27 protein-coding genes and 2 pseudogenes are annotated in these 23,871 nt (G+C 56.5%); 14 read left to right on the top strand and 15 right to left on the bottom strand.

What is annotated here, in order from left to right:
* Nucleotides 1–125: 125 nt before the first annotated feature.
* From LB552_RS01940 to LB552_RS01955, 4 genes and pseudogenes are all read right to left on the bottom strand, one after another.
* Entirely contained in the window at nucleotides 126–533 is a 408-nt protein-coding gene (locus LB552_RS01940; protein ID WP_224601522.1) for a GNAT family N-acetyltransferase, read from the bottom strand.
* A 20-nt stretch (nucleotides 534–553) separates the two neighbouring features.
* Nucleotides 554–2,233: an NAD+ synthase gene (locus LB552_RS01945; protein WP_095765129.1), complete on the bottom strand. Its 1,680-nt coding sequence runs from the start codon at nucleotides 2,231–2,233 to the stop codon at nucleotides 554–556.
* Between the two features lie 203 nt (nucleotides 2,234–2,436).
* A pseudogene (locus LB552_RS01950) lies at nucleotides 2,437–2,979 on the bottom strand (DNA-3-methyladenine glycosylase I); the annotation flags it as partial.
* 273 nt (nucleotides 2,980–3,252) lie between these two features.
* Nucleotides 3,253–4,296, bottom strand: a complete 1,044-nt coding sequence (locus LB552_RS01955; RefSeq protein WP_224601524.1) for a hypothetical protein — start codon at nucleotides 4,294–4,296, stop codon at nucleotides 3,253–3,255.
* Between the two features lie 163 nt (nucleotides 4,297–4,459).
* Between LB552_RS01955 and LB552_RS29825 the strand changes: the two genes are divergently transcribed.
* Entirely contained in the window at nucleotides 4,460–4,804 is a 345-nt protein-coding gene (locus LB552_RS29825) for a helix-turn-helix domain-containing protein (RefSeq protein WP_224601526.1), read from the top strand.
* A gap of 121 nt (nucleotides 4,805–4,925) precedes the next feature.
* Here LB552_RS29825 and LB552_RS01965 read toward each other — a convergent pair whose 3' ends face one another.
* The 3 genes from LB552_RS01965 to LB552_RS01975 all read right to left on the bottom strand — a co-directional run bounded on the left by LB552_RS01965 (nucleotide 4,926) and on the right by LB552_RS01975 (nucleotide 6,257).
* Nucleotides 4,926–5,288, bottom strand: coding sequence for a hypothetical protein (locus LB552_RS01965; RefSeq protein WP_224601528.1), 363 nt, complete (start codon nucleotides 5,286–5,288; stop codon nucleotides 4,926–4,928).
* A 33-nt stretch (nucleotides 5,289–5,321) separates the two neighbouring features.
* Nucleotides 5,322–5,930 carry a hypothetical protein gene (locus LB552_RS01970; protein WP_224601530.1) on the bottom strand — a complete coding sequence of 203 codons (609 nt, stop codon included), beginning with the start codon at nucleotides 5,928–5,930 and terminating at the stop codon, nucleotides 5,322–5,324.
* A gap of 93 nt (nucleotides 5,931–6,023) precedes the next feature.
* Nucleotides 6,024–6,257 carry a hypothetical protein gene (locus LB552_RS01975; protein WP_224601532.1) on the bottom strand — a complete coding sequence of 78 codons (234 nt, stop codon included), beginning with the start codon at nucleotides 6,255–6,257 and terminating at the stop codon, nucleotides 6,024–6,026.
* Nucleotides 6,258–6,972: 715 nt separating this feature from the next.
* Between LB552_RS01975 and LB552_RS01980 the strand changes: the two genes are divergently transcribed.
* From LB552_RS01980 to LB552_RS02000, 5 genes are all read left to right on the top strand, one after another.
* Nucleotides 6,973–7,527 (top strand): recombinase family protein, encoded by a 555-nt coding sequence (locus LB552_RS01980; protein ID WP_224601534.1) that lies wholly within the window; start codon nucleotides 6,973–6,975, stop codon nucleotides 7,525–7,527.
* A gap of 11 nt (nucleotides 7,528–7,538) precedes the next feature.
* Nucleotides 7,539–7,736, top strand: a complete 198-nt coding sequence (locus LB552_RS01985) for a hypothetical protein (protein WP_224601536.1) — start codon at nucleotides 7,539–7,541, stop codon at nucleotides 7,734–7,736.
* A gap of 36 nt (nucleotides 7,737–7,772) precedes the next feature.
* A complete protein-coding gene (locus LB552_RS01990) occupies nucleotides 7,773–7,979 on the top strand; it encodes a hypothetical protein (protein ID WP_224601538.1) in 207 nt (68 codons plus the stop codon).
* A gap of 224 nt (nucleotides 7,980–8,203) precedes the next feature.
* Complete coding sequence (locus LB552_RS01995) at nucleotides 8,204–8,497, top strand: hypothetical protein (RefSeq protein ID WP_224601540.1); 294 nt, start codon at nucleotides 8,204–8,206, stop codon at nucleotides 8,495–8,497.
* A 76-nt stretch (nucleotides 8,498–8,573) separates the two neighbouring features.
* Complete coding sequence (locus LB552_RS02000; protein WP_224601542.1) at nucleotides 8,574–9,299, top strand: hypothetical protein; 726 nt, start codon at nucleotides 8,574–8,576, stop codon at nucleotides 9,297–9,299.
* A 143-nt stretch (nucleotides 9,300–9,442) separates the two neighbouring features.
* On the opposite strand, the gene LB552_RS02005 is transcribed toward LB552_RS02000, so the two are convergent.
* The gene (locus LB552_RS02005) at nucleotides 9,443–10,222 is read right to left on the bottom strand and encodes a hypothetical protein (protein ID WP_224601543.1); all 780 of its coding nucleotides are present in this window, start codon (nucleotides 10,220–10,222) and stop codon (nucleotides 9,443–9,445) included.
* 301 nt (nucleotides 10,223–10,523) lie between these two features.
* Here LB552_RS02005 and LB552_RS02010 point away from each other — a divergent pair, with 301 nt between their 5' ends.
* Nucleotides 10,524–11,315: a thermonuclease family protein gene (locus LB552_RS02010; RefSeq protein WP_224601546.1), complete on the top strand. Its 792-nt coding sequence runs from the start codon at nucleotides 10,524–10,526 to the stop codon at nucleotides 11,313–11,315.
* A gap of 28 nt (nucleotides 11,316–11,343) precedes the next feature.
* Here the strand turns inward: LB552_RS02010 and LB552_RS02015 are convergent, their stop codons facing one another.
* Together LB552_RS02015 and LB552_RS02020 are read right to left on the bottom strand one after the other, a co-directional pair.
* Nucleotides 11,344–12,264 (bottom strand): hypothetical protein, encoded by a 921-nt coding sequence (locus tag LB552_RS02015; protein WP_224601549.1) that lies wholly within the window; start codon nucleotides 12,262–12,264, stop codon nucleotides 11,344–11,346.
* Between the two features lie 99 nt (nucleotides 12,265–12,363).
* Complete coding sequence (locus tag LB552_RS02020) at nucleotides 12,364–12,690, bottom strand: hypothetical protein (protein ID WP_224601551.1); 327 nt, start codon at nucleotides 12,688–12,690, stop codon at nucleotides 12,364–12,366.
* Between the two features lie 355 nt (nucleotides 12,691–13,045).
* On the opposite strand from LB552_RS02020, the gene LB552_RS02025 reads away from it, so the two are divergent.
* A complete protein-coding gene (locus LB552_RS02025; RefSeq protein WP_224601553.1) occupies nucleotides 13,046–14,476 on the top strand; it encodes an SH3 domain-containing protein in 1,431 nt (476 codons plus the stop codon).
* 44 nt (nucleotides 14,477–14,520) lie between these two features.
* On the opposite strand, the gene LB552_RS02030 is transcribed toward LB552_RS02025, so the two are convergent.
* A complete protein-coding gene (locus tag LB552_RS02030) occupies nucleotides 14,521–16,332 on the bottom strand; it encodes a recombinase family protein (RefSeq protein WP_224601555.1) in 1,812 nt (603 codons plus the stop codon).
* Nucleotides 16,333–16,397: 65 nt separating this feature from the next.
* Nucleotides 16,398–16,589 (bottom strand): annotated as a pseudogene (locus LB552_RS02035) (DNA-3-methyladenine glycosylase I); the annotation flags it as partial.
* Between the two features lie 91 nt (nucleotides 16,590–16,680).
* Between LB552_RS02035 and LB552_RS02040 the strand changes: the two are divergent.
* Nucleotides 16,681–17,244: a DUF1003 domain-containing protein gene (locus LB552_RS02040; RefSeq protein WP_224543773.1), complete on the top strand. Its 564-nt coding sequence runs from the start codon at nucleotides 16,681–16,683 to the stop codon at nucleotides 17,242–17,244.
* Nucleotides 17,241–17,840, top strand: a complete 600-nt coding sequence (locus LB552_RS02045) for a DedA family protein (RefSeq protein WP_224601557.1) — start codon at nucleotides 17,241–17,243, stop codon at nucleotides 17,838–17,840. Before LB552_RS02040 ends, LB552_RS02045 begins: the two co-directional genes overlap by 4 nt.
* A gap of 14 nt (nucleotides 17,841–17,854) precedes the next feature.
* On the opposite strand, the gene LB552_RS02050 is transcribed toward LB552_RS02045, so the two are convergent.
* Complete coding sequence (locus LB552_RS02050; protein WP_095765126.1) at nucleotides 17,855–18,214, bottom strand: diacylglycerol kinase; 360 nt, start codon at nucleotides 18,212–18,214, stop codon at nucleotides 17,855–17,857.
* A 78-nt stretch (nucleotides 18,215–18,292) separates the two neighbouring features.
* Entirely contained in the window at nucleotides 18,293–18,712 is a 420-nt protein-coding gene (locus LB552_RS02055; protein WP_224601559.1) for a GFA family protein, read from the bottom strand.
* Between the two features lie 317 nt (nucleotides 18,713–19,029).
* On the opposite strand from LB552_RS02055, the gene LB552_RS02060 reads away from it, so the two are divergent.
* The 3 genes from LB552_RS02060 to LB552_RS02070 all read left to right on the top strand — a co-directional run bounded on the left by LB552_RS02060 (nucleotide 19,030) and on the right by LB552_RS02070 (nucleotide 21,268).
* Nucleotides 19,030–20,100, top strand: a complete 1,071-nt coding sequence (locus tag LB552_RS02060) for a GGDEF domain-containing protein (protein WP_224543770.1) — start codon at nucleotides 19,030–19,032, stop codon at nucleotides 20,098–20,100.
* 63 nt (nucleotides 20,101–20,163) lie between these two features.
* A complete protein-coding gene (locus tag LB552_RS02065) occupies nucleotides 20,164–20,541 on the top strand; it encodes an antitoxin Xre/MbcA/ParS toxin-binding domain-containing protein (protein ID WP_027166494.1) in 378 nt (125 codons plus the stop codon).
* Nucleotides 20,501–21,268, top strand: a complete 768-nt coding sequence (locus LB552_RS02070) for an RES family NAD+ phosphorylase (RefSeq protein ID WP_224601562.1) — start codon at nucleotides 20,501–20,503, stop codon at nucleotides 21,266–21,268. The genes LB552_RS02065 and LB552_RS02070 overlap by 41 nt, the downstream gene beginning before the upstream one ends.
* A gap of 89 nt (nucleotides 21,269–21,357) precedes the next feature.
* Here the strand turns inward: LB552_RS02070 and LB552_RS02075 are convergent, their stop codons facing one another.
* On the bottom strand, nucleotides 21,358–22,062 hold the full coding sequence (locus LB552_RS02075) for a hypothetical protein (protein ID WP_140840299.1): 705 nt from the start codon (nucleotides 22,060–22,062) through the stop codon (nucleotides 21,358–21,360).
* Nucleotides 22,063–22,401: 339 nt separating this feature from the next.
* Here LB552_RS02075 and LB552_RS02080 point away from each other — a divergent pair, with 339 nt between their 5' ends.
* Nucleotides 22,402–23,835 carry a glycosyltransferase family 39 protein gene (locus LB552_RS02080; protein WP_224601564.1) on the top strand — a complete coding sequence of 478 codons (1,434 nt, stop codon included), beginning with the start codon at nucleotides 22,402–22,404 and terminating at the stop codon, nucleotides 23,833–23,835.
* Nucleotides 23,836–23,871 lie beyond the last annotated feature (36 nt).

Here is a 23,871-nt window from a genome sequence, read left to right on the forward strand (position 1 = left end):
AAGGGAATCGCGGAAAGGTTGTTATAGGCAGGCATCAGCCGATCGCCAAGTCGGCCCGTCGCCAAAACGACATCTGGTCCAAGCACTGCGACGAATTTGCAACAACGGCGGGTTGTGGCCAGGCCTCAGGCAGCGGGTGAGCGATCCAGTCGCATGTAGCGCCCTTCCGCCCGGAACCCGAACTTCTGGTAGAGGCTGTGAGCGTCGCTGGTCGTGAGGCTCCAATGAGAAACCGTCTTCATATCGGGATGATCTAAGAGTGCCTGCACAAGCCGTTTGCCGATGCCATGCCCACGACGCTCCGGCCAGACGATGACGTCGGCAAGATAGGCAAAGACCGTGTAGTCGGTGATCGCGCGGGCGAATCCGACCTGCTTGCCATCGAGATAGGCGCCAATGCAGAGCGAGTTGTCGAAGGCGCGGCGGTTGGCTTCGTCGGTTCTGGATGCACCCCAATAGCTTTGCATGAGCAGATCGGAGGTCGCCCGGAAATCGATCCGCGACAGGTCGAAACTGATTTCAACATCCTGCATGCGCGGCGCAATCTCGCGGACTAGCCGCGATCCCGGAACCGGTTGGTGATCGGGTAGCGGCGGTCGCGGCCGAAATTCTTCTTGGTAATCTTCACGCCAGGCGCCGCCTGCCGGCGCTTGTATTCGGCGATATAGAGCAGATGCTCGACACGCGTCACCGTCGCCCGGTCGTGGCCGCGCGCGACGATGTCGTCGACGCTCATCTCGTTCTCCACCAGGCATTCCAGGATGTCGTCCAGCACCGGATAGGGCGGCAGCGAATCCTGGTCGGTCTGGTTCTCACGCAGCTCCGCCGACGGCGCCTTGTCGATGATGTTGTTCGGGATTACCTCGCCCGACGGTCCGAGCGCACCCGGCGGCACATGGTTGTTGCGCCAGCGCGACAGCGCGTAGACCTGCATCTTGTAGAGATCCTTGATCGGGTTGAAGCCGCCATTCATGTCGCCGTAAAGCGTGGCGTAGCCGACCGACATCTCGCTCTTGTTGCCGGTGGTGACCACCATCGAGCCGAACTTGTTGGAGATTGCCATCAGGATCGTGCCGCGGGCGCGGCTCTGCAGGTTCTCCTCGGTGATACCTTCCTGGGTACCCTCGAAGAGCTGGGTCAGCGCGTGCCTGAAGCCTTCGACCGGCTCGGAGATCGGCACGATGTCATAGCGGCAGCCAAGCGCGCGTGCGCAGTCCTCGGCGTCCTTCAGCGAATCCTTCGACGTATAGCGGTAGGGCATCATGACGGTGCGCAACCGCTCTTCGCCCAGCGCATCGACGGCCAAAGCGGCGCAGATCGCCGAGTCGATGCCGCCGGAGAGGCCGAGCACCACGTTCTTGAAACCGTTCTTGTTGACGTAGTCGCGCAGACCCAGCATGCAGGCACGGTAGTCGGCCTCTTCACGCTCGGGGATCTTCGACATCGGGCCTTCCGAGCAGACCCAGCTGTCTCCCTTTCTTTTCCAGGTGGTGACGGCGACCGCCTCCTCGAACTGGCTCATCTGGAAGGCCAGCGTCTTGTCGGCCCCGATGGCGAACGAGGCGCCGTCGAAGATCAGCTCGTCCTGGCCGCCGAGCTGGTTGGCATAGATCATCGGCAGGCCGGTCTCGATGACCTGGCGGATGACGACCTGGTGGCGAACGTCGATCTTGGCGCGATAGTAGGGGGAGCCGTTCGGCACCAGCAGGATCTCGGCGCCGCTTTCGGCAAGCGTCTCGCACACGGCGATGTCGCCCCAGATGTCCTCGCAGATCGGAATGCCGATGCGCACGCCGCGGAAGTTGACCGGACCCTGCAGTTCCGGCCCGGCCTGGAAGACGCGCTTCTCGTCGAATTCGCCATAATTCGGGAGGTCGAGCTTGTAGCGCTCGGCGATGATCTTGCCGCCGTCGGCGAAGACGATCGAGTTATGCGTGCCGGTCCGGCGCTTCAGCGGCGTGCCGACGATGACACCCGGCCCGCCATCGGCCGTGTCCTCGGCGAGATCCTGCGCCGCCTTCTCGCAAGCCTTCAGGAAGGAAGGCTTCAGCACCAGGTCTTCCGGCGGATAGCCGGCGAGGAAGAGCTCGGTGTAGAGCACCAGATCGGCGCCCTGGCGCGCTGCGTCCGCCCTCGCCTCGCGCGCTTTTGCCAGATTGCCGGCGACGTCGCCGACGGTCGGGTTGAGCTGGGCGACGGCAATGCGCAGGATATCGGGAGCGGTCTTGGTCATGGTACGGATTTAGCGTGGCTGAAATCGCCCCGCAATGGCGTTTGGTTGTGCCACTTGGGATCGATCGAAGATCGTATCCTGACTAATCGGCGGAGCCGATTATGTCCTTGATCGATTGAGGACCGTATCCTGACTAATAGGCGGCGCCGGCAGAGCCGACTATCTCCCTGATCGATCGACGGGCGTCGATCGATCCCAACTACCTAGTCGCTCATATATTCGCGCAGCGCCTCTGCCGAGCGGTTCTCGCCGATCGACATCGCCAGGATGCGCGAGATGTGGCGGCGCGGCAGGCCGGTCTCGGCCGACCATTGGTTGATCTGCGCCTGGATCTTGTCGAGGTCCCGCTTCGAGGTTGGGTTTTCGGCGATGTCGAGGCCGGCATCGCGCAATGCCGCCGCCATGTCGGTAGAGACGACAAACGTGTCCCATTCGAGCCAGCGCAAGAAATACTGGCCGGTGTTGCCGCCGAGCCGGCTGCCATGCTTGGCGAGATACGCGGTCAGGCCGACCTGGTCGTCCGCGGGCCAGGAGGCGATGAATTTGCCGAAGCTGCCATTCTCCTTCGAGACGCGATCGACGAAGGCGGCATTGTCGCGCACCGACTTGATCTTCTGCGGATTGCGCACGATGCGGCTGTCGGATGCAAGCTCGTGCCAGAAGTCGTCCGGCTGGAACAGAAGCCGCTTCGGCTCGAAGCCGAGGAACGCTTCCTCGAAACCTGGCCATTTCTGCTCGATGACCCGTCAACAGTCAATTGAACATCATGGAAAATAAGGATTTCTGTGGCTTTCATGGTGCCGCACGCAGAGGGATTTCGGATGAACGATACCATCAGAGCGGCTTTGACCGTGGGTGCTGCCATTGTCGTTGCAATGGGCATGTACATCTATTTCAGCCCATACCAGTCATGCGTTCGGTCCATCAGCGACCTTCCGAATGCTGCCTACTATTGCGCCCATCAGCAATGACAGGCAAAAAACGGGGCCGCCCTCGCAGACAAAGGGAACCGACGCCGGCTATTTCGGCGTAATCGTCTCAAACTTAAACCTATAGAACGGCGTAAGTATCGAATTTTCCTCTAGCAAGTTCATATCTAAAATACCGCCGGCTTCTGACGGATAAAAGTTTCCCGAGAACTCTATTGTTTGGCCAATTTTCAGTTCCAGAAGAGTTTCATACAGAGTTGACTTGGGGCTGATCAAGCTGACATCCACCGGAACAGCTTCCAGCGTATCCGGTGCCGCAAATGTAGCCTTCGGGCTGTCAAGCAACCCACCTGATCCTATTTTAACTCCACTTCCTACATCGACCGTCAAAGAAGCCCAGTATGGACCAAGCCCAACCGCCTTCACTTCGGACACTGTTCCGGTCCAGTGCGCTACCGAGCCTTTTCCAAAACCTGTAAGTTCGCCACGCCTTTTTTCGAACATTGTGGATTTGAGAAGGTCGTTGCTCTCCGTCTTATATTTCTCTCTGAATTGGGCATTGATGTTTACGAACTTAGGTTCCTGTTCTGGTCCCAGAAGGTTAACACGAGACGGCGGCTTGGAGGCTCCGGAGTCTACGCCAGAAACAGCGTCGCCTTTCTTCTGATCAAAACATTTATAAAACTCACGATAGCTGTCGAGAAACCCAGAAAGACTGAAATTCCATGGCTTATAACCCTTAATAATGACAGTTACGTCATTCCCAACGTAAAGCTTATCGAGTACCTTTGTCCATTCTTCTGGCGTGAGCCTTGTGAGGAAGCTACCCCCATCGCCTGAGACTGCAAAGTTGCCCGATATCAAGTTATATGGCTGATAAAATTTTGATCCAAGAACAATATCAACCCTGTTGCCTTTTCTAGAGATTCCCTTTCGATCTCCAAAGCCGATTTTTACGACGTAATTTCCTTCATCATTGGTAATCGCAAAATTTCGATTCTCGGCTGCATAGAGTATTGAGCACGTACGGCCATTCCTCTGCACGCTCCAAGTGTTTAGACTTTCGGGCCTTGCCTCGACTACACCGCCAACCAGACATAGCGATAGGAAGACCCACCTAACGACGTTGACCATGGCCGCCCCTTTGATGCCATAAAGGCAATACCCTTGCCCCAACATTCAATAGCCTGCAGCGGGCGATAGCTCAACGTAAACCCGTAATATCCTACGGTTTTTATGGGCTTTCGACCGAGCTTGTTCGGTTCACCGCCCGAAGCTGACAGCGCAATGCTGCCTTATGTCAGCGACCAAAAATTTCGGCACGATTCTGAGGGAACTCCGAAGCTTGCGTCAGCTTACGCAAGAGGATTTGGCGCTCCGAACGGACAGGTCAGTAGACGCCGTCTCTCAATGGGAGCGAGGGGTATATTGGCCAAATTTTGAAACCCTTGTGCGCCTTGGCAGGGCTCTGGATGTCCCCGTGAGGGTTTTCTTTCAGGAGGGCGATCTGGCTCAGTCCGAGCAGCGAGCTATGCTTGAGGTTCAGGCCGGCCTGATACTCTCGGGGCTCTCTGACACCGATTTGAAGGTCGCTATTGAGCAGCTAAAGGCTTTAGCGAAAAGAAGCCAATCGGCGTCATAAAGAGAAGCCGCCGATTCCGGTTAGACGAACTTCCCGTGGGAACGTACCAACCGAGGGACATCGCCGGATGAGCTTGGGGGCTGATCGCCTGCTGCTTATCGCTCGGCCAGTATCGACGAATTTAGAAAGCCGGCCTGATGGACGTTGCTCCCCAATCGGCTAGAAAGCATTTCTGCTGCTCCTGGAGAATCAGGGCGTTAGACCGCAAGCCGAGATCGGAGTACAGAACGGCCGCTTCGGATGGCATCCTGGTGGAGGCCTTCACGACAATCACAGGAAGCAATGGATGCCCCGCTTCATAACACCAAATCGCTATGCCGCCGAGAATGTCGCCCCAGCCCCTAGTAGCCACGCCGAACCTTCTAGAAAGTTCACCATAGGTGATTGTCCCCTTTCCCGTTGCCACTTCGGCAAGGAAGCGGGCCACGTCTAAGCGAAACTTCGTTTTCATCTTAGCATAGTGCGCTTCCGAGATTTGCCCCATCCTCTGTCCTCCCGTGGTTGGCAGCTATTCAAGCTAGTCGAATTCGAGGTCTCCAGCACCCCAACTCAAATGCCCTCTTCGAGCTACGTGCTCCTCAGGGTGCAAATCGGCATCGCCCTCAACCCCGGGATTGTCAGGCATAATCTGCCCCCGCCTTTTCAAGGGAGTCCACTTCGGCATCGAACCAAACGTCATTGCGTCCACAGTTCCGATTTCGATGCCGGCGGCAGGGTAACGCTCAGCATGCGGCAAGTCGTTGCGAAGCCGGCGGTCCTCCTCCCTAGTCACCGTAACCAATGGGCACTTCTGGAGTGTGTCGGCGAAGTATGACACAATCTGCTCAAAGCTCACCTGATTACCAAACGTAAGCATCTCGGCATACATCGCTTTCAGCGGGAGCATGTGCTCCAAGATGGTCCCCTTGCTGAATTCTGCCCTGTTGGAGACAGCCATCAACTCTGCTGCACGGCGACTTATGGTCAGGTTGATCCCCTTTGCGAGCGTGCTCGCATAATACTTTCCAGAGAAGTGAAATGCCTCCGTGGTGGTCCGCATAAGCCGGGCGACTCGGGACGTATAAGGAATGCGGGCCGAAACGAACGCATGAATGGCCCTGAGTTCGATTTCAGTCACGGGGTCCATATAGCCTTCCTGTTCTCGCTATGTCCCGAAACATTAGCGCTCTCTAAATCGACCAACAGGAATAGCGCTGCATCCAGTCGGCATTCAGACCAGTCACCGTTGAAACGCTGCCAGTTGTTCCTTTTTCTTGATTTCCAGTTCTAACTTACGTTTGCGCTTGTACTGCTTAGCTGATTTTGCTTTTGCTACCGACTCTGCGAATTCAGTTAGCGCAGCCAGCCTTTTGAACGACAAAATTAAGTCCTCTGTCAATTTTGATACTCGAATCTGGGTGTATTTTTCGGTTCTATCTCCTATTTCGTCGTAATAATGAGCGAGAAAGGCCACTTACCCGTCGCAGCACATGCCCAATACCCTAAAGCTTGGGCTTTCCTCGAATCCGCTTGTCATTTCAAGGAAGTAAAGTTTCTCGCCAAACTTTATGACATCTTCTTGTGATTGCCTGGCCTTGTCGGCCACCCATGTCTTTCGTAAAAGAACTTCCCGCCGAAATTTGGCCGAGATGACTCAGTTGCAAATTCCATGTAGCGCCTCCCGTCGGGAAGCTGGAGCGAACTGTGAGAATGGACCCATTTATCTAAGATTTGGTGCAACGCTTCCACGAAGCTATTGGCCTTAAGAAAATTGACCTGTTGCTCTATAAGCTTTTTTTGTTCGTCGTCGAGCAAATCGACCTGGACCCTATATGGTCCGAAGTCGGGAGTCCGAGAAGGTGCTCTTTGGCGGATATGGACCCCGGAAAGGCAAGCGGAACAATCTTGAAGTTGCGAAAAGGTTTCCGGACGACGCTTGACCCTTGCTTCAACCTTCGCTTCCAGCACCTGTAGCAGAATGATTACGGCCACCAGCGCTACCCCGGCCGCTAAGGCAAGTTCCAAAAAAGTCGCTGGACTCACAGCTCTGCCCTCTGCCCTTCCCGTACCAGTAGACCCTGCTCTTATGGGACGGACTGTATCTCACAGGAGGCGTCCCACAAGAGTTCCATTGACATTTTAGGAATTGTGTCCCACAATGTCTTAGAGCTTATTGGGAAGGATGACGCATGTTTGTAGGCTACGCCAGAACCAGCACCATTGAGCAACAGGCCGGCTATGAAGCGCAACTCCGGGACCTGAAATCACAGGGGTGCGAGAAGGTTTTCAGCGAGCAAGTTTCTTCCGTTAATTCAAAGCGCCCGGAACTTGAAAGAGCCATCGAGTTTGTTCGAGAAGGGGACACGTTAGTGGTTACCCGACTTGATCGGCTCGCCCGCTCTGTCGGCGACGTTCACAATATCGAAGCCCGGTTGGCCGCAAAGAAGGTCGGGTTGAAGATACTCGACATGTCGATTGATACGACATCGCCCACCGGCCGACTGCTCATGAATCTTGTCGGGTCGATCGCCCAGTTCGAGCGTGAGATCATGCTGGCACGGCAGCGGGAGGGCATCGCTAAGGCGAAGGCCGAGAAAAAGTTCACTGGGCGTCAGCCAACTGCCAGACGCAAAACGTCGTCGGTTGTGTCGATGCACGGCGCCGGAAAGAAACCCGCCGATATCGCTAAGGAACTCGGAATTGGGCGTTCCTCTGTCTATCGCATTCTGGCGGATGCAGCGTAGGGGCGCTCGCAGTGAAGACGGCAATCGAAGAACTGTCGGACCAGCTACCGTCAGAAGCTCAATGGTGGATCAAAGAGCTGTCGCCTGTCGCCCGCATCGAAATTGATCGCCTCCTACGGGAAGTCGGCCCGGCAAACTTCGCCACGCATTGGCGTGAGCACAAAGCCGATTTGGACGCACTGCAACGCAGCTTCGACATAAGGCTGTGAAGGACCGCAAACCTGACCTTGGAAGTTTACTCCCCCATGAACAGCAAATCGACAAAAGCGAAGCGGCGCAAGATTCCGACCTACACCATTGCTGGATTGGAGGACGCCGGAAAGCTTCCACCATTTACCTATCTGATGGACCCGCTCGACAATTGGCTTGCTGCACAGGAGCCTGCACCGACGCTACCGCTCAAGCCACAAGAGGGTTGTAATTACGCAGCTCTAGCCGAAACGGCCAAATAACCTTCACACGAAACATATCATGTTGTAACAATTCGTGATCTAGATCAACCTACACGGCGGCCTACATACTTTTGTGTAAAACCAGTCCTATGAAAAGACTCCATCAGCAAGTGGCGCCGTGATAAGGCATATTTCACACCGATGCCAAGCATCGTTACAATGATTTAGGCGAAAAAGCGGACTGACCGCACCAACTCTGTTATCTTATCTAAAGAAAGAAATTAATGAAAATCCAAGAAGACAATAAAGGTAGTTTAGGCGGCCTCAAACTTAGAGACGAAGGAAACCGATTAGAAATTGCCAAAAGCGCATTTGGAATTGGCGGCGACGAGTATTACATAGATCAGCTGGTTAAAGCATGCCAATTTCAAATGGAAGCTATCATAGACCGAAATAATCGAAGCTGTTACTGGATAAGATTCGAAACTGCCGCTAGGGAACTCAATACGCTAGCGAAAAATATAACGATTATTACTACAGAATTGCAAGCGACCAAATCCTCTCGCCAAGATGATTAACGTCCCCCCTGCCTCTTCCACCCACAGTCGCCTTGCCGCACTTGCAAAGGAATCTGCTCCCGGCAACGCCAGCTCAATGATCCAAAAAATCTTCGAAGACCATTTGGCCAAGGCGGGAACGGGCGTTGCTAAGGACCTCATCCTAACCGAGGTGCAAAAGCACGATATGACCCAGTTCGTCACGATCTCATTCGTGGCAGCAAACGATCCGGAGGCCGCCTACCGGCGGCTGTACCAAAGGGGCAAAGATACCACACCGCCACCGAAACCATTCGTCCTTTTCGAGAGGGATCGTCCGACCGGAGACCGATTGGTCAGAGCCTATTTCTCAGCGATGCGTAGGAAATTTGGATCAAAGGGAAAGCTGCCAGCGCTAGGCGTCTGTGAGACAATCAAGAAGAACGGCATAGATGGCACTTTTCTGCATTATCACTGCCTGCTGGCCATCCCTGAGCCCAAGGAGAGCCATTTCGGAGCGGCCACGACCGAATTCTGGACAAGCATTGGGAACCGCCATTTTGGCGCTCCCATCACATGCAAGGTCGAGCGAGCCAATTCAAAGGAGGCCGTCGCACGATATGCCCTGAAAAACGTCGATGACGATTACCCAATCGACGCAATCATTATGGTCGGCTTCGATCAGAGACTTTCAGCAAACGACATAACGACACCGCCAAGGCAGAACGCACCGAACACCATTCAAGGATTTTGTGAACGCCAAGCCAGCTTTCCGGGAAGAAACCTCAAGGGTAAATGGCAGGGTCCAAAAATTGCTTCATCAGGTCGGGTCGATGACCGATAACGAAATCCAGTGTCCGTCCTGCAGGAACCATAAGATTTGCAGCCCGAGAATGCCAATTCCAGCTAGCGCCAGGCGGGCTCCCGCTAGTAAGAACCCTACTCCAATAAGCCTTCGCATGGTTCACCCCCAAGCCAATGGCGATGTTATTTGATCGCCTCCACGATCTTTGGCAGTTTCTTTTTTTCGTATCTTTCGGCCATTTTACTGACTTCTTCGTATCGCTCTGGATCGTACCTTTGCATGAAAGTCAGATAGGCCAGTTCTTCCGAAAACGTCTTGTTTGAGAAAATCCGAAATTTCATCTGTGGATGGAGGGTCGTGGCTACCACTACAAATAACGCAACAACCACCAGAACGGAAAATAGCACCATCAACATGACCGCCATGTAGGCGGTGAACGGATTATCAATTGCAAAAGCGATAATGGGAGAAATGGGGCTAGTTTCATCAATTGCCGAACTTCGGATTGGAATAGGAATATCTCCTACGGCTGCAAAAAGCTTCCCGGCATTGGTAATGCCATACGGGCTTTTGTACGCTCGTGAAACTCCGGAAACCGTGATGGTGTCACCGGGGTTCATGTCCAATTGCTTATCCCCAGTCAAATTTTCCGTTTTGCCTTCGTGTTGAATCACCGCAGTTTCAAAGTCAGTAGCCCGGAATAGGACGCCTTTATAGATTTTGTCGCCGTTGTTTTTGATGTCGAATGTTTCAATGGCGTAAACTCCCGAAAAGAAATCCGAATTCCCGATAGCGTTTGGAAGAAGTATCGATTTGGCCGTGTCAACCGGAATGGCTGATGTGGTCTGTTGTATATCGATCCTTGGAATCTCAGGCCGATCTCGCAAGAACGTATAGTTAAAAAGGGCGATAATAACACCACCTATCACGGAAGATACAATGGCAATTGCTGCATTCTTCATGTCGAATCCCCGGCGCCAAATCGAGTCACCATATTACCGGATTTCACCGACTCGATGCTAGGCCCGAGACATGCTTTGGGGCTTCTTGGGGAAAACTCGCTGAAGCTGTGAACTGAGTGGATCGATCCCCGAGCACCTCTCCAACACGGTGCGCTGGGCATCGAAATATCATGCGAAAATGGGTTTAACAGTGCATGCGAACTCCGCTTGTCACTGCCGGCCTAGATCAACCGGATTAGCGCATTCTTGCCAAGGACGTGCTCGCTTCGTTAGAGTAGCGTCCCGGTTATAGAAGCGTCAGTTGTTTGATCTAAGATTTCAACGTCGTCTGTGGCGCATCCCCGATGTCATGAGCCAAGGAAATTCGACAATTATTGTGCCTGAACATCCGGAGGGGGCAACGATTAGAGTCCCTGTTCGGAAAATATTCGATGGTGACGGATTTCTAACAAGAATTAAGGCCAGCGAATTCACAGGCAGATCAAGTGACCAATCGGAGCTTGACGTTGCAGTCCGATTTGCATTCATCGACGCACCTGAATTGGAACAGATCGGCGGGCGTGAAGCTAAAGATTTCCTTTCGGCTTTAATCAGCGATCGATGGGTAGAACTCGAAATTCGAATGAAGATGGACACAGGCCGGATAGTGGACAGACATGAACGTATCGTCTGCGTACCGTTTATCACCGAAGAATACTCTGGTGCCGAATTCAAAACGTCTTCTAACCATACCCATAACGCCGCAATGTTCGGGGGGCCGCTGTTCGTAACGAGAAACATAGAGTTAGAGATGGTTGTGAATGGATGGGCTTGGGTTCTCGAACGATACGGACCGGGCGAACGATATTTGGAAGCGTTGGATGATGCGCAACGTCACAAAAGAGGAATATGGGCCGCCCAAGAGGCCAACATGCCGCCGTGGGAATTTAAGCAACAGAAACACCGCCAAAAGCGCCTCACGGACAAGACTGGCACGAAATGTCCGATGAATGGGTGCGCTGGCGATTTGGTGAAACGCAACGGTAGGTTTGGGGCGTTCTTCGGTTGCTCGACTTTCCCTGCCTGCAAATTCTCTTGCTCTGCCGCAACGTGAAAAATGCGCTTGTCGGATCATGAATCCGCTAGCACCCATCAAGCGCACGTATCTTGCTGATCAGAGTCTTGCCGTACTTGTACGTCGTCTGCACCTCTGCCTTGCCGTTGCAGGTCGAACCATCAGCTCGGGAATACGTGTAAGCGACGGCAACCTTGTCTGCACCATGCCGTGCAACGGATTCAAGCTGCAACGGAACGGAAAGCCCTCCGAAATAGGAATGAATAGAGGTTTCGTTGAACGGGCCGATACCACGCTTTTCCGGAACCACCAGTGCCGCTGCGGAAACACCATCAGCATTAGACAGCGCATTGTAAAAGGCTGCGGCGACCCTCATCGGATCATACGGCTCGGGTGCGGTCTGCGTCTCAACAGTGTCTGACGACACGGCGTTCGTTTGATAAGAAGCGAACTGCAAACCCAATTCACCGGCCTTCTCTCCCGAGAGCCAAGCCATCCCTTCAGGCGGCGCAGAAGTGACGAAGACGATCGTATTTTGCGAAAGACCGAGCTGGTTCAAATAGGCCCCTATTAGAGCGTTTCCGACGCCAGTTTCACTGGGAGTGCCATCCTTGACGACATAAGAGGCATGAAAGCCGATATTGGCGCTTTGGCCTGCCAGTCGTGGTGCACCGGCGAGCCATGTCAGAGCGCACGCAGAGGCACAAAGAGTTCCGCTCGCCACAGCCGTGGCGAAACCCTTGAGTCTAATGGATCTTCCTATTTCAAGGGCTGGCAAGACGGACCCGCCCTCGCTATTGAGCAGAACAATCGCTTGCCCGGTCGTCGCAGCGATTTGTTTAAATTGAAGATCGTCGCTGGGCTCAATGATCCCGGTGACCGTGATCAAATCGGGTGACCCTGGTGCAGTAGCCTTCTTTTGAATGACTGCCGCACTGGCGTGTCCCACAAACAGCATTGCCGCAACCAACCAAAGCAACTTTGCCACGCAGTCCTCCCCACCCAAGAAGCTTTGCATTCTGCCAGAGCTGCCGCTTAGGGCAAGGCAGGGATAGGGAGGATTTGGCGTTCGCCCTTTTATCAGGACTTAGGCAGCTTCGGTGGTTTCAAACCGGTCCAGAAAATCTGCCATTACGCCAGCGCTTGACAGGATGTCCGCTGCATCCTCTCTGGTCACGGGAGAGTATGACAGCTTCATAAGGATTTGCGCCGCAACATCATGTTCACCACAAACATTTTTGAAAATTTCATCTGCGATTTCTTCCGTGGTGTCCCTTGAAAGGCATCTGCCTTTCACTTCTCCCACTGATTTTGCCATTGCGATTGCACAGGCCATTGTAATGAACTCTCGATTCAATTCCTCGATAAGTTCAATCTTGGCCTTCTTTAAAAGTTCATTTTGGTACACGGTCATGCCTTTCGGGTTGCTGAACAACCGTCATCTATGAACACCCACGCCATCACGTCAACAGTATTTCTATGACTTATCGAAAAGCTTCAATCTATATAATAATTGGCGATCACGAATTGTTACATAAAGCTGTCAGCACGTGCCTATTCGGAGTCCTCCAGCGTTCCGTGGCAAATTGTTCCGCTGTCCTCTGGGAAGCAGGCGTTAGGCCGTCTGGCCGGTTGTGACGGAGGAGTGCGTGCGAGTTATGCCCGGCGGGGTGCGGACGCAAACTGCGTCCGGTTCGCCGTACCGGACTTTGGATTTCCGCTTACAGAGATTACATTGTACGGAAGATTCGAGCTTGAGGTCCTCAAGGATGAGCGATTCGGCGTTTGACGCTTGGCAACGTGATTCCGCAACACGTGCCCTGCTCGATTTTGCAAATAGCCCTGCGATGACGGAAGCTCAGAAGCTTGCCAACGCCGTTGCCGACCTTCCCGGCAGTCGTGCCCTCAAGGAAGCGGAGAGGCTCGCCAACGCCCACAGTTACCCCATCGAGGAAGCCCAGAGGCTTGCCAGCGTCGGCAGCCATGCCTTCGAGGAAGCCCAGCGGCTCGCCAGCGTTGGCGGTCGTGCCATCACTGAGGCTCAAAGGCTTGCCAGCGGTATTACCGGCTTCGCCGACAGCCCTACCATGAGCGAAGTCCAGAGGATCGCCAGCGGCATCACCGGCTTCGCCAACAGTCCGGCCATGAGCGAGTTCCAGAGGATCGCCAGCGGCATCAGCGACTTCGCCGACAGCCCTGCCATGAGCGAAGTCCAGAGGGTCGCCAGCGGCATCACCGGCTTCGCCGACAGCCCTGCCATGCGGGACATGCGGCGGCTTGGCGCCGTGATCACCGGCTTCGCCGACAGCTCCGCTATGCGGGATATGCAGCGGCTTGGCGCCGTGATCACCGGCTTCGCCGACAGTCCCGTCATGGGGGAGATGCAGCGACTTGCCGACGCCGCAGCAGGTTTCGCCAATAGCCCGGCGATGAGGGAAGCTCAGAGGTTTGCTGGCGCCTTTTCCGCCGCCTCGGACCTTCCAACATTCGCAGCTCTTGGCGGACTCGGAAAAGCGTTCGATCATTACCGACGCAATCCAGCTCTGGATGTCATTGAGGCGTTTGCAGGCACATCGGCCGGACAAATTCTACAAGAGCTGATCAATAATCAGATCGCCAAATCGGGCGCTGGAACATTCGCAGATGCCGCAGAACGCATCAGGGACCAAGCAAGTGATATTTATAGCCAAGCCGGCAATGCGCTTGATCCCGAGGCCGCCATATATAAGGCGATATTAGATACAGTAATTTCTTTGCACGACATGCTTAAAGAGGGCAAGGTCGGGCGCTTTGAGAGTATTTTTATTGCATATTTGTTTCCGATCATTTTGTGCCTTTTTTTCTATGTCCAATCTGGTATCGACTTAGAGAAAACTAAGGATGACATAATTACCCATTCTGACGCAAACAAGCAGCAGATTATTCACGACATAAACGATAGGCTCTCTACCCTGCAGGATTCTTTCGAAAGGCTTTCCCATCGATTAGAAATGGGACCGCCGACTTACGTCGTGCTTCGTGCAGTCCCGTTAAATTGGCAAAGAAAATACTCTGGCGGGCACTATGTCTGGCTTCAGCCGGGCCAACGAGTCGAGGTGCTGCGACGCTCAGGTAAGTGGCTGGAGGTGCGAACCATCCTTGCCGACCATACGGAGATCGCTGGTTGGGTCTTAAAAAAATACCTGCGGTCTCTGCGCTGACCCCGCCGGTGGCTCAATCAGTGCAGCCTTGGTCCGGTAAGCGGCTACTCGACCCGCTGCCTGATGGTGTCTGCGAAGCTCCGGAAATTTTCCATCATTTCGTTGGCGCTATCCAGTTCCCCATTCTCGATAAACCAATGGATTTCCTCAGCGCTATCGGCAATCACATGTTTCATCAGTTCAAGCGCCGTCTCTGCATCCTCTGGAATTGTGTCCGGGTTGCCGGACTCGTCATCATTGGTGATCGCAAAGGGCTTGCGTGGGCTCGTGTAGTCCACATGCACGGTACGCAGTCCACCGCCTTTGAATTCAACAGTGAACCTTGCACCGAACTTGGATGCAGGCTCACGCTTTAGCCTGACTTGCTCCACAATGGTCCTGATGTGTTCAGCGGTTTTTGCCCTTAGGTGGTAAAGCTGTTCGACGGTCACTTCACCGGGTCCAGCTCCTACCTTTGGGAACTCCACCAGATTGGCTTCGGTCGAGGCTGACTTTTCTGCACGAAATTTGTTTCGTTCGCTTTCCAGCACCTTCAGCTGTTCGCTAATGGCATCCAGCTTGGTTTGATTGTCCACCATGGCGGTTGCAAAGCTTGGTGCCAGCACTGGATTCTTTTTTATCATTTCTATGAATGCATCTTGGGCTTTTTGGGTGTTAAGCCGCTCACCCTCTAGGCTCTGCAAAGCTTGTGTAATTTCATCGGTGCGGGAACCACCACCACCATGCATGATAGCCTGTAAGTCAATCTCATTCACGAATGACAGGAAGGCGGTTTCAAACACTTCATAGTTCCATGGCCGGGCATGGCACTTTCCCACCAGCTTTCCCTTGCAATAAAACTGTGTCGCCCTCCCTCTCTTAGGGTTCCGGATGGTCATGGGTTCACCGCAATAGTGACACTTGCCGATGCCACCAAACAGGTTTGAATAGGCTTGGCCTTTGTTGCCCCTGCCTGTGCGCTGGCGTTGTGCCATGCCTGCCTGAATGCGGTTGAAATCATCCTTGGTGATCACTGGCGGGAAAATCCCAACCATCACCGTTCCATCTTTCCTGTGATAGTCACCATACAGAGCCGGGTTCTTTAGGATGTGTGCAACGTTCGCAACGGTCCAATATGCAGCGGTTCCCTTTGAGCGCTTTTCAATGGCAAACGGCTGTTCACCGGCTGCATTCAGGGTCTTGGCGATCTTGGGCAGACCTAGCCCGGCCAAGCTCATGTCACAGATGCGTTCAACGATGGCTGGCTTACGTTCACCATCGAAAATCGCTTTGCCCGTCTGTGGGTCTTTGGTGAGCCAGCCAAACATGCTTTGTACAGGAAGCACACCGGTTTTCTTAGCGTGTTCGTAGCGCTTGGCGTAGCTGTCTCGGGTTCTGAATTCCTTGGTGACCGACTCTTCCTTTGCCCGCATGGCAACAAGCACGATCCACAAGGCGTCCATGTCGTTACAGTCGGGATGGTAGGTTTTGTCATCGGCCAAGGTGACGATAGAGATTCCGGCTGACCAAATGTCTTGCACGATGGCAGCGGTTTTGAAGGCACCTTGGCGGCTCAATCGGTCAATCGACTCTATCAGAAGAAAAGAGCCGATAACGAACTTGCCTTCCTGTGCGGCTGTCAGAAACGCACCAAGCGCACCGTCTTTTAGGTTCTTTCCCCGGAAGGCAGAGACACCATCATCAATCAAGGCTTCATCGGCCAATGGGATGCCGGTTCGCTTGCTCCATTCTTCCGCTTTGAATGACTGGCGACGCAAAGAATCGCCCTTGCCTTGGATGGCTGTAGACCACCGATAGTAGGGTATTCCAACAATTTCCGAATATATGGCATCTGTAGAAAAAGTGTTTGTTTTCATGGCCTTCCACCGTCCTTTGACGCATATGGGAAGCCGGAATGTCGTTACAAGCTTCCTCTATGTTCAAAAGATTGCTGTCGGACCCGCCACACGAAGCCGGCGGCGAAAATGCGCTCGGCCATGGTGGAGAGGATGCGGTCGTCGGGGATCTTTGCAACCGCCATATTATCGGGCGCGGGGCCAAGCAACTGCGCCAGCACGGCCTCTCCGCCCTTGCGCTTTGCCGCCCGTGCATGGATTTTCTGGAAATCGAGCATCATTGTCCCCGCTTGTTCGCCGCAATCTATCACTTCACGTCCGGCCCGGCAGCCTCTACCTCTATCGACGCCCGGCCGAAGGAGAGGACAAATGAACAAGATCGTCGAAGATATGGCGAACCGTCTGCTCAAGCGAAAGCCGGACGGTTTCGGTCCGATCGAGAGCCGCGTGCTCCAGTCGACGCTCGAGCGCACCACCATCACCCGCGACACCAACAAGGCCGTGGCCTTCCACGAGACCTATGGCGACCGTATTGCCGACACCATCGCCAGGATCGGCGGCTCCTGGTCCTTCATCCTGAGCTTCCTGGCCTTTCTTGTTGTCTGGACTGCCGGCAACGCCTGGCTGCTCACCCGCGACGCCTTCGACCCCTACCCTTTCATCTTCCTCAACCTTGTTCTGTCGATGCTGGCGGCTATCCAGGCGCCGGTGATCATGATGTCGCAGAACCGCCAGACCGAGCGCGACCGCATCGACGCCGCCCATGACTACGAGGTCAATCTGAAGGCCGAGATCGAGATCATGGCCCTGCATGAAAAACTCGACGAGCTTCGCCATAGCGAGATCATCGGCATGCGTGACGAAATCCTGCGCATGGCCGAGCAGATCAGGCGCATTGACGAAAAACTGTCCGCGCGGCCCGCAACGGAATGAGCGAGACCATCCATCGCCTCATCGAGCAATACGGGCTGGTCGCGGTCTTCCTGGGTTGCGTGGCCGAAGGCGAAAGCGCGGCGATCCTGGGCGGCTTCTTCGCTCATCAGCATGTTTTCGTGCTGTGGCAGACTTTCTTTGCCGCCTTCCTCGGCGCCTTCGCCGGCGACACGTTCTTCTTCACCCTGGGGCGCAGCTTCGCCGAACATCGCTATGTGAGACTGTTGCGCAGGCGTCCGGGCTTCAGCCGAGCCTATCGCCTGCTCAACACCCATCCCAACATTTTCGTGCTGACCAACCGCTATATCTACGGCATGCGCCTGGTCGGCGGCGTCGCCGCCGGCCTGTCGACCGTGTCCATGCCGCGTTTCGTCATCCTGAATGCCATCTCGTCCGCGGTCTGGTCGGCCCTGTTCAGCGGCATCGGCTATGTCTTCGGCCTGGGCGCGGAGGAAATCGTGGGCCAGGCGTTTGCTCGCCATCAGCGCCTGCTCATCGCCCTCGGCGTCGGCATCGTTATCGCCGTGGTCGCCTGGTTGGTAGGCCATCACTTCGCGAAGCGCGAACGCGCCAGGGAAGACCAGGCAGGATCTTGATCAATCCGCGAGGATCAGATCGGCGCGCCGACAAGGCGTTCGATGAGGGCGATGCCCCAGACGCCGCCAGCGATCACGATCGAAATCAGCACGGCCAGCGAACCGCAGTCCTTGGCAAGTTGGATGTCGATGTGGAATTCGCGCGAGATTGCGTCGCAGGCCGCCTCGATGCCGGTGTTGAGCACTTCGACCATGATCAGGAGCAGCACAGCACCGATCAGCAGGGCATAGCCGCGCCAGGAAACCGAGATGAACCAGCCCGCCGGCAAGGCGAGCGCCAGCAACAGCAATTCCTGCTGGAACGCCTTTTCGTGGGCGGCCAACTTGCGGAAGGCCCGCACTGAATTGATGAAAGCATCGATCAGCCGCTGCATTCCTCTGCCCCTTTGCGAGTCACCGGCAGGGGATATCGCAATGGTGGGATCAAGGGAATAAGGCAGCCGCTGCAAAATTCATCCGCCCGCGACCTTTATCGACGGCGCCGATTTCTCGAACTGCGGCAACCCGTCCTCGATCGAATAATAATCGCCCTTGTCGCCGACGAAGATGTGGCATTCGCCCTGAAGCCCGCTCGGTTCCTCGAATGAACCAGCCATAACCGAAATATATGCATCGCCTTTCGGCTTCCAAAACAGCACCGAGCCGCATGTCTTGCAAAAGCCACGCTTGGCGAAGTCGGATGCCTCATACCAGGTGAGATTTTCCATGCCTTCGATAACGATGTCGGCGTCCGCTACATTGGTTGCGGCGTAGAAATGGCCGCTCTGCTTGCGGCATTGTGAACAATGGCAATAAATCACGCCGCGTAGCGGGCCCTTCGTTCTGAAACGCACCGCCCCGCACAGGCACGATCCGCTATGATTGTCGTCCATTCCGGCCTCCTTCGACGTCGTCTGCACCGTTCATTGCCGGATGTAGAATTTCAGTTTTGAGATGACCGGGCACCGGAAAATGCGACACCGAAGCGACGCGTTTCAGAAGCTGCCCCTGCACCGCTTTGCACCCTGTGGTAGCAAGGACAATGAGGAAATGCAGGCTATTAAGGAAACTTTAGCAGGACTGCATTTATGATTCCCACAAGCGATGGTCGTGTTGGGGACGCGCCGTCGCAATTCTGATTCAAATCCCCGCGTGAGCGAACGCCGGCGGTGGCAGGTCTCCGGTCGCACTGAAGGGGCAGTGAACAGACATGAAGCCGGCAGCCATTCCGACCGACAGGAATACCGACATCGCCAGCACCGTCGTGACGACGATGCGACAGCTCGGCGTGCTTGGCCTGCCGCGTAACTATGAAATCTTCTACGAGGCGCTCAGCAGCAGCAATCGCGAACTCAGCCTTGCCGTCGTCTCGTTGAGCAACCGCCCAACCCAGGAAGATCTCGACCGCATCGGACGGAGCTTCTTCCCGCAGCACCACGGCCCCGCCATTGTCGAGCACGCCCGTGAGGTGGTCGCCAAGGAGCTCGAGGACATCGCCGCCCTGTTGCGCAGCGAGCGCTCGCATATCGAGAAGTATGGCCGCATCCTCGACGAGACCTCGAGCGGCCTGAGCAATCGCAGCCTGCTTTCGCAAGAACTCCTGCAGAAGATCGCAGGCGCGATGTCGGCCGCCACCAGCTCGACGATCGACCATGGCCGTCAGATCGCCAGCACGCTCAGCGAAAAGACAGCCGAGCTTGAAAGCGTCAAGTCGAAGCTCGAGGAATACAAGCGGCTTGCCGACACCGACCCGCTTACGCAGCTGTGGAACCGCCGCGCCTTCGACAAGGAGATCACCCGGATCTACAACAGCAACCGCGGCATCCTGTTCAACGCCTTGATCCTTGCCGATATCGATCATTTCAAGGACATAAACGATCGCTATGGCCACCCGGTCGGCGACAGGATCCTGCAGATCATCGCCGAGATCTTCCAGTCCAGCGTGCGTGCCGACATATTTGTCGCGCGCACTGGCGGCGAGGAGTTCGCGCTTATCGTCGAAGGCGCCAGCGAGGAAGCCACATACGAGATCGCCGAGCGCATCCGCGCGCTCATCGAGCAGACACCGTTCACCAGCAGCCAGACCGGCATGAACTACGGCACCGTTACCGTATCGATGGGCATCTGCATGGCCTCGGAGGCGGAAAACCCCGAGGATCTCTACACCAAGGCCGACCAGGCGCTTTACCGCTCCAAGGTCGGCGGCCGCAACCGTGTGACAAAGCACTCGGCCACGGTCAGCCGGGCTGGCAAAAGCTGGCTGCTTTACAAGAAAGACTGACACACCCCTTTCCAGGCGAATTTTTGTGGATTATATTTTCCACAGAAATGAAAGGGTGCGCTTATGCAACGTCCAGTCGCGGCCGCGACGGCGGCCGAAAATGCCGTCATTACCAAGGCCACGCTGCGCGCGGCCGACCTGCTCGATATCACCGCCAGGACGCTTGCCTTGGTCATCGGCGTGTCGGAAGCAACGGTCTCGCGCATGCGCCGGCAGGAATTCCTGCTTGAACGCGGCACCAAGCCGTTCGAATTGGCGGTGCTGTTCGTGCGCCTGTTCCGCTCGCTCGACGCCATCGTCGGCGGCGACGAGACAGTCGCCCGGGCGTGGCTGAAGAATCCCAACACCACGCTCGACGGCACGCCGCTCGAAAAAATCCTGACGATTGCCGGACTTGTCGATGTCATTGCCTACCTGGACTCCCGGCGCGCTCTCGTCTGAGGCCGTCCGGCTCGAAGGCAAGTACTGGCGGATGGTCGAGGCGCAGCACCGCGTCTCGACCCTTAAGCTCATCGACACGCTCGACGAGCAGGCGCTGCTTGAGGATCTCATCGAGGACACCAAGCCGCGGATCCCGCTTGAGTGCCGCCATCTCCACTATCTGTTGGCGACGCCTTTTCGCTACGGCTCCGTCTATCCGTACGGCTCCCGCTTCCGCCGCGCCGGCAAGACGAAAGGCGTCTACTACGCTGCTGAGACGGTGCTGACGGCGGTGGCGGAGATGGCCTTCTACCGCTTGCTGTTTTTTGCGGAGTCGCCGGCGACGCAATGGCCGAGCGACGCGGCGGAATACACCGCCTTCGCCGCCGCGATAAAATGCGACCGCGCAGTCGACCTGACACGGCCGCCGCTCGATCGCGACGAGAAGGCCTGGACGCACGCCACCGACTACACCGCCTGCCAGGCGATCGCCGATGTCGCGCGCGAAGCCGAGCTGCAGGCGATCCGCTATCGCTCGGTGCGCGATCCCAAGGGCGTCAATATCGCGCTGTTGACGTGCAAGGGCTTTGCCAAGGCAAAACCGCTGGAGCCGCAGACCTGGCGCATCCGGATCGGCTCTTTCGGCCTTCAGGCGATCTGCGAATTCCCGGACAAGCGGCTGGAATTCTCACGCACCGCCTTTGCCGATCCGCGATTGGCCGGCATGCGCTGGGAGCGGGCCACCTGATATCGGCGATGAGCTGCGTTGAGATTCAGGTCAGGCCGGGCAGAAAACCGTCGTTCGCAGGCCGCCCTCACCCGAATATCGATCCAGTTTTAGGCCAGGATGTTCACCGCACGCGCCGCCACCAGCGCGATCGTCAGGAGCGAGATCATCGCTTCGGCCATCATCAGGAGCTTCGCGCGCTGCGTGAGCGGCAAGGTGTCGGTCGGCGAGAACGCCGTGGCATTGGTGAAGGCCAGGAAGACATAGTCGACGAAGCCCGGCAGCCAGCCCTGTATCTCGCGATCGGGTAGCGTCATTTGCGGAAACAGGAAGTCTGCCTGCGCGCGCTTGACCAGCCCGCAGGTCGGCGGACCTCCCCGGTCGGTGCTCCAGAACCACAGCGCAAAGACAATCACATTGGTGACCCAGATGTTGAGCGCGTCGACGAGCAGCGTCGTGCCGGCCCCGGCATGCCCTTCCAGCAACGCCCGCACCAGGAAGACCAGCGACCCGCAATTCATGATGCTGATGACGCCGGTCATCACCAATGCTGCGCGGCGGATATAGAGGCGCAATCGGCCGATCGCGTACCAATGCTCATGGTCGACGGCATTGCGCGTCGCCATTTGCGTCCAGGCCGTCGCGATCGACAGGGGCGCCAGCAGCGCCGCCTCCACTGTAGGGGCCAGCCAGCGCGGACCGAAGGACAGGTTGTTGATGACCAGAAGTTGCAGGCAGATGACGACGAGAACCGCGGCGCGCGCCGACCAGAAATCGAGCCCCCGGTGATGGATGACGGCATGCTGATGGCGCATGGAGGAGCCTGTATTGCTAAAACCGCGGCGCTACGGACGGGCTCCGGCAATGATCGGCCGGCCGGTCCTGCCCGAAGCGCCGGCGACGGGTTCCATCGCAATCTTGGTTTTACAATGTTGCGGAAGAATACTTTTTCGTAAGCTTTTGCTATCGGACTGTTCAGCAATCCATCGGTATGATTTTAGGCCCGTATGTCGAGAACCAGTGAATCCGTGCATGTCTGGCCCGCCGCGGCTGCGGCGGAAGACGATCTGTCTTCCATCTGGAAAGGTCTGGTCCGGCATCCATGGCGGTTACTGGCGCTTTTGTGCCTGATCCAGATCGCCTGCTGGACCATCATGCCCGCGCTCGTCAATGTTGGGCCGCCGCGCGACGTCGTCGAGGGTTTCATGTGGGGACGCGAATGGGTGCTGCTGACCTACAAGCACCCGCAACTCCCCTGCTGGCTGCTCGAGATCAGCCACCTGCTCACCGGCTCGTTCCGCTGGCCGCAATATATGCTGTCGCAGTTGATGATCTCGACGACTTTCGTCCTGGTCTACCTTCTCGCGCGCGACATCATGGGCCCGACCCGGGCGCTCGCCGCCGTGCTGTTGATGCCCTCGATCTACTTCTTCGGCTGGCCCACCCCGCAATTCAACCATGATTACGCACAGATGCCTTTCTGGGCGGCAATCTCATGGCTGCTGTGGCGCTCGGCGCGCGACGGACGGCCAGGATGGTGGCTCGCCCTCGGCCTCGTTTCCGGCCTGGGGCTCTATGCCAAGTTCTCGACGGCTTTGCTGCTCGCCTTCGGCGGCATCTGGATCTTGTACGACACCCGTGCCCGAAGCCGGCTTGCCACCCCATGGCCATGGCTCGGTCTTGCGGTTTTTCTGGGCCTCGCGGCGCCGCTGGCAATTGCGCTTTTCCGCCTCGATTTCCTGCCGCTGACCTATGCGGAGCATCGCAACGCCTGGGTGCTCGCTAACCGCGCACGGCTCTACTATATCGGCGTTCAGCTTGCAGGGCTTGCCGCTCTTCCCGCCGTTCTTGCTATTTCCGGCCTGCTGCGACGGCGGCCCGACCCGGCACGAGACCCCTTACCGGCCCGCCGTGCCCCCGAGCGGCGCGCGATTGTCTACCTGGCATGGATGGGCCTGGGGCCGGCGCTCCTGATCATGGCCGCCTCGCTGTTTACCGGCACCGGCGAGTCCTGGGGCGCGACGATGTACAATTTGGTCGGCACCCTCGCGGTTGCACTCTTGGGACAGCGCCTGGGCGCGGCCGAGTTGCGCCGACTGACGCTGCTGGCACTGCTATGCGTGGTCGGCGTATCGAGCGCCTATGCGATTACACGCTGGACCGGTTGCAACGTCCTCGGTCGCCTGCAGCCGATGTGCTGGCCGGCACGATCGATCTCGCAGACGGCCGAAGCGATCTGGCATGAGACGGTACCAGGACCACTGGGCATCGTCGGCGGCGAGGACGGCGTGGCTCAGCTTGCCGGGTTGGAAGCGGCGGACCAGCCGTCGATTTTCACGACGCTCGACAGGCGCCTTGCCCCCTGGATCACGGACCAGCGCCTGCGGGATCAGGGCCTGCTGCTGGTGTGGCCGACCGGTTGGAGGCTCTCCCCGCAACAGCAGGCGTGGATCGCCGGCCTGCCGGTCAAGACCGTGCCGTTCGACTGGTCGCTCAAGGCACCGCCGCTGGAGATCAGCTTTGCCGTCATTCCGCCCGGCAGGACCAGTTTCCCGGGCGATCCGCCCGGACCGCCCGATCCGGAATGACCCGCGACTTGACGTTTATCAGCCCGACGTCAAAAG

The organism is Mesorhizobium sp. CA7, from assembly GCF_020165015.1.
Taxonomy (GTDB): Bacteria; Pseudomonadota; Alphaproteobacteria; order Rhizobiales; family Rhizobiaceae; genus Mesorhizobium.

Bases quoted from the DNA above. Each gene is read 5' to 3' on its own strand.
- LB552_RS01940 (WP_224601522.1), bottom strand. From the start codon at position 533: ATGCAGGATGTTGAAATCAGTTTCGACCTGTCGCGGATCGATTTCCGG.
- LB552_RS01945 (WP_095765129.1), bottom strand. From the start codon at position 2,233: ATGACCAAGACCGCTCCCGATATCCTGCGCATTGCCGTCGCCCAGCTC.
- LB552_RS01955 (WP_224601524.1), bottom strand. From the start codon at position 4,296: ATGGTCAACGTCGTTAGGTGGGTCTTCCTATCGCTATGTCTGGTTGGC.
- LB552_RS29825 (WP_224601526.1), top strand. From the start codon at position 4,460: ATGTCAGCGACCAAAAATTTCGGCACGATTCTGAGGGAACTCCGAAGC.
- LB552_RS01965 (WP_224601528.1), bottom strand. From the start codon at position 5,288: ATGGGGCAAATCTCGGAAGCGCACTATGCTAAGATGAAAACGAAGTTT.
- LB552_RS01970 (WP_224601530.1), bottom strand. From the start codon at position 5,930: ATGGACCCCGTGACTGAAATCGAACTCAGGGCCATTCATGCGTTCGTT.
- LB552_RS01980 (WP_224601534.1), top strand. From the start codon at position 6,973: ATGTTTGTAGGCTACGCCAGAACCAGCACCATTGAGCAACAGGCCGGC.
- LB552_RS01990 (WP_224601538.1), top strand. From the start codon at position 7,773: ATGAACAGCAAATCGACAAAAGCGAAGCGGCGCAAGATTCCGACCTAC.
- LB552_RS01995 (WP_224601540.1), top strand. From the start codon at position 8,204: ATGAAAATCCAAGAAGACAATAAAGGTAGTTTAGGCGGCCTCAAACTT.
- LB552_RS02000 (WP_224601542.1), top strand. From the start codon at position 8,574: ATGATCCAAAAAATCTTCGAAGACCATTTGGCCAAGGCGGGAACGGGC.
- LB552_RS02005 (WP_224601543.1), bottom strand. From the start codon at position 10,222: ATGAAGAATGCAGCAATTGCCATTGTATCTTCCGTGATAGGTGGTGTT.
- LB552_RS02020 (WP_224601551.1), bottom strand. From the start codon at position 12,690: ATGACCGTGTACCAAAATGAACTTTTAAAGAAGGCCAAGATTGAACTT.
- LB552_RS02025 (WP_224601553.1), top strand. From the start codon at position 13,046: ATGAGCGATTCGGCGTTTGACGCTTGGCAACGTGATTCCGCAACACGT.
- LB552_RS02030 (WP_224601555.1), bottom strand. From the start codon at position 16,332: ATGAAAACAAACACTTTTTCTACAGATGCCATATATTCGGAAATTGTT.
- LB552_RS02040 (WP_224543773.1), top strand. From the start codon at position 16,681: ATGAACAAGATCGTCGAAGATATGGCGAACCGTCTGCTCAAGCGAAAG.
- LB552_RS02045 (WP_224601557.1), top strand. From the start codon at position 17,241: ATGAGCGAGACCATCCATCGCCTCATCGAGCAATACGGGCTGGTCGCG.
- LB552_RS02050 (WP_095765126.1), bottom strand. From the start codon at position 18,214: ATGCAGCGGCTGATCGATGCTTTCATCAATTCAGTGCGGGCCTTCCGC.
- LB552_RS02055 (WP_224601559.1), bottom strand. From the start codon at position 18,712: ATGGACGACAATCATAGCGGATCGTGCCTGTGCGGGGCGGTGCGTTTC.
- LB552_RS02060 (WP_224543770.1), top strand. From the start codon at position 19,030: ATGAAGCCGGCAGCCATTCCGACCGACAGGAATACCGACATCGCCAGC.
- LB552_RS02065 (WP_027166494.1), top strand. From the start codon at position 20,164: ATGCAACGTCCAGTCGCGGCCGCGACGGCGGCCGAAAATGCCGTCATT.
- LB552_RS02070 (WP_224601562.1), top strand. From the start codon at position 20,501: ATGTCATTGCCTACCTGGACTCCCGGCGCGCTCTCGTCTGAGGCCGTC.
- LB552_RS02075 (WP_140840299.1), bottom strand. From the start codon at position 22,062: ATGCGCCATCAGCATGCCGTCATCCATCACCGGGGGCTCGATTTCTGG.
- LB552_RS02080 (WP_224601564.1), top strand. From the start codon at position 22,402: ATGCCCGCGCTCGTCAATGTTGGGCCGCCGCGCGACGTCGTCGAGGGT.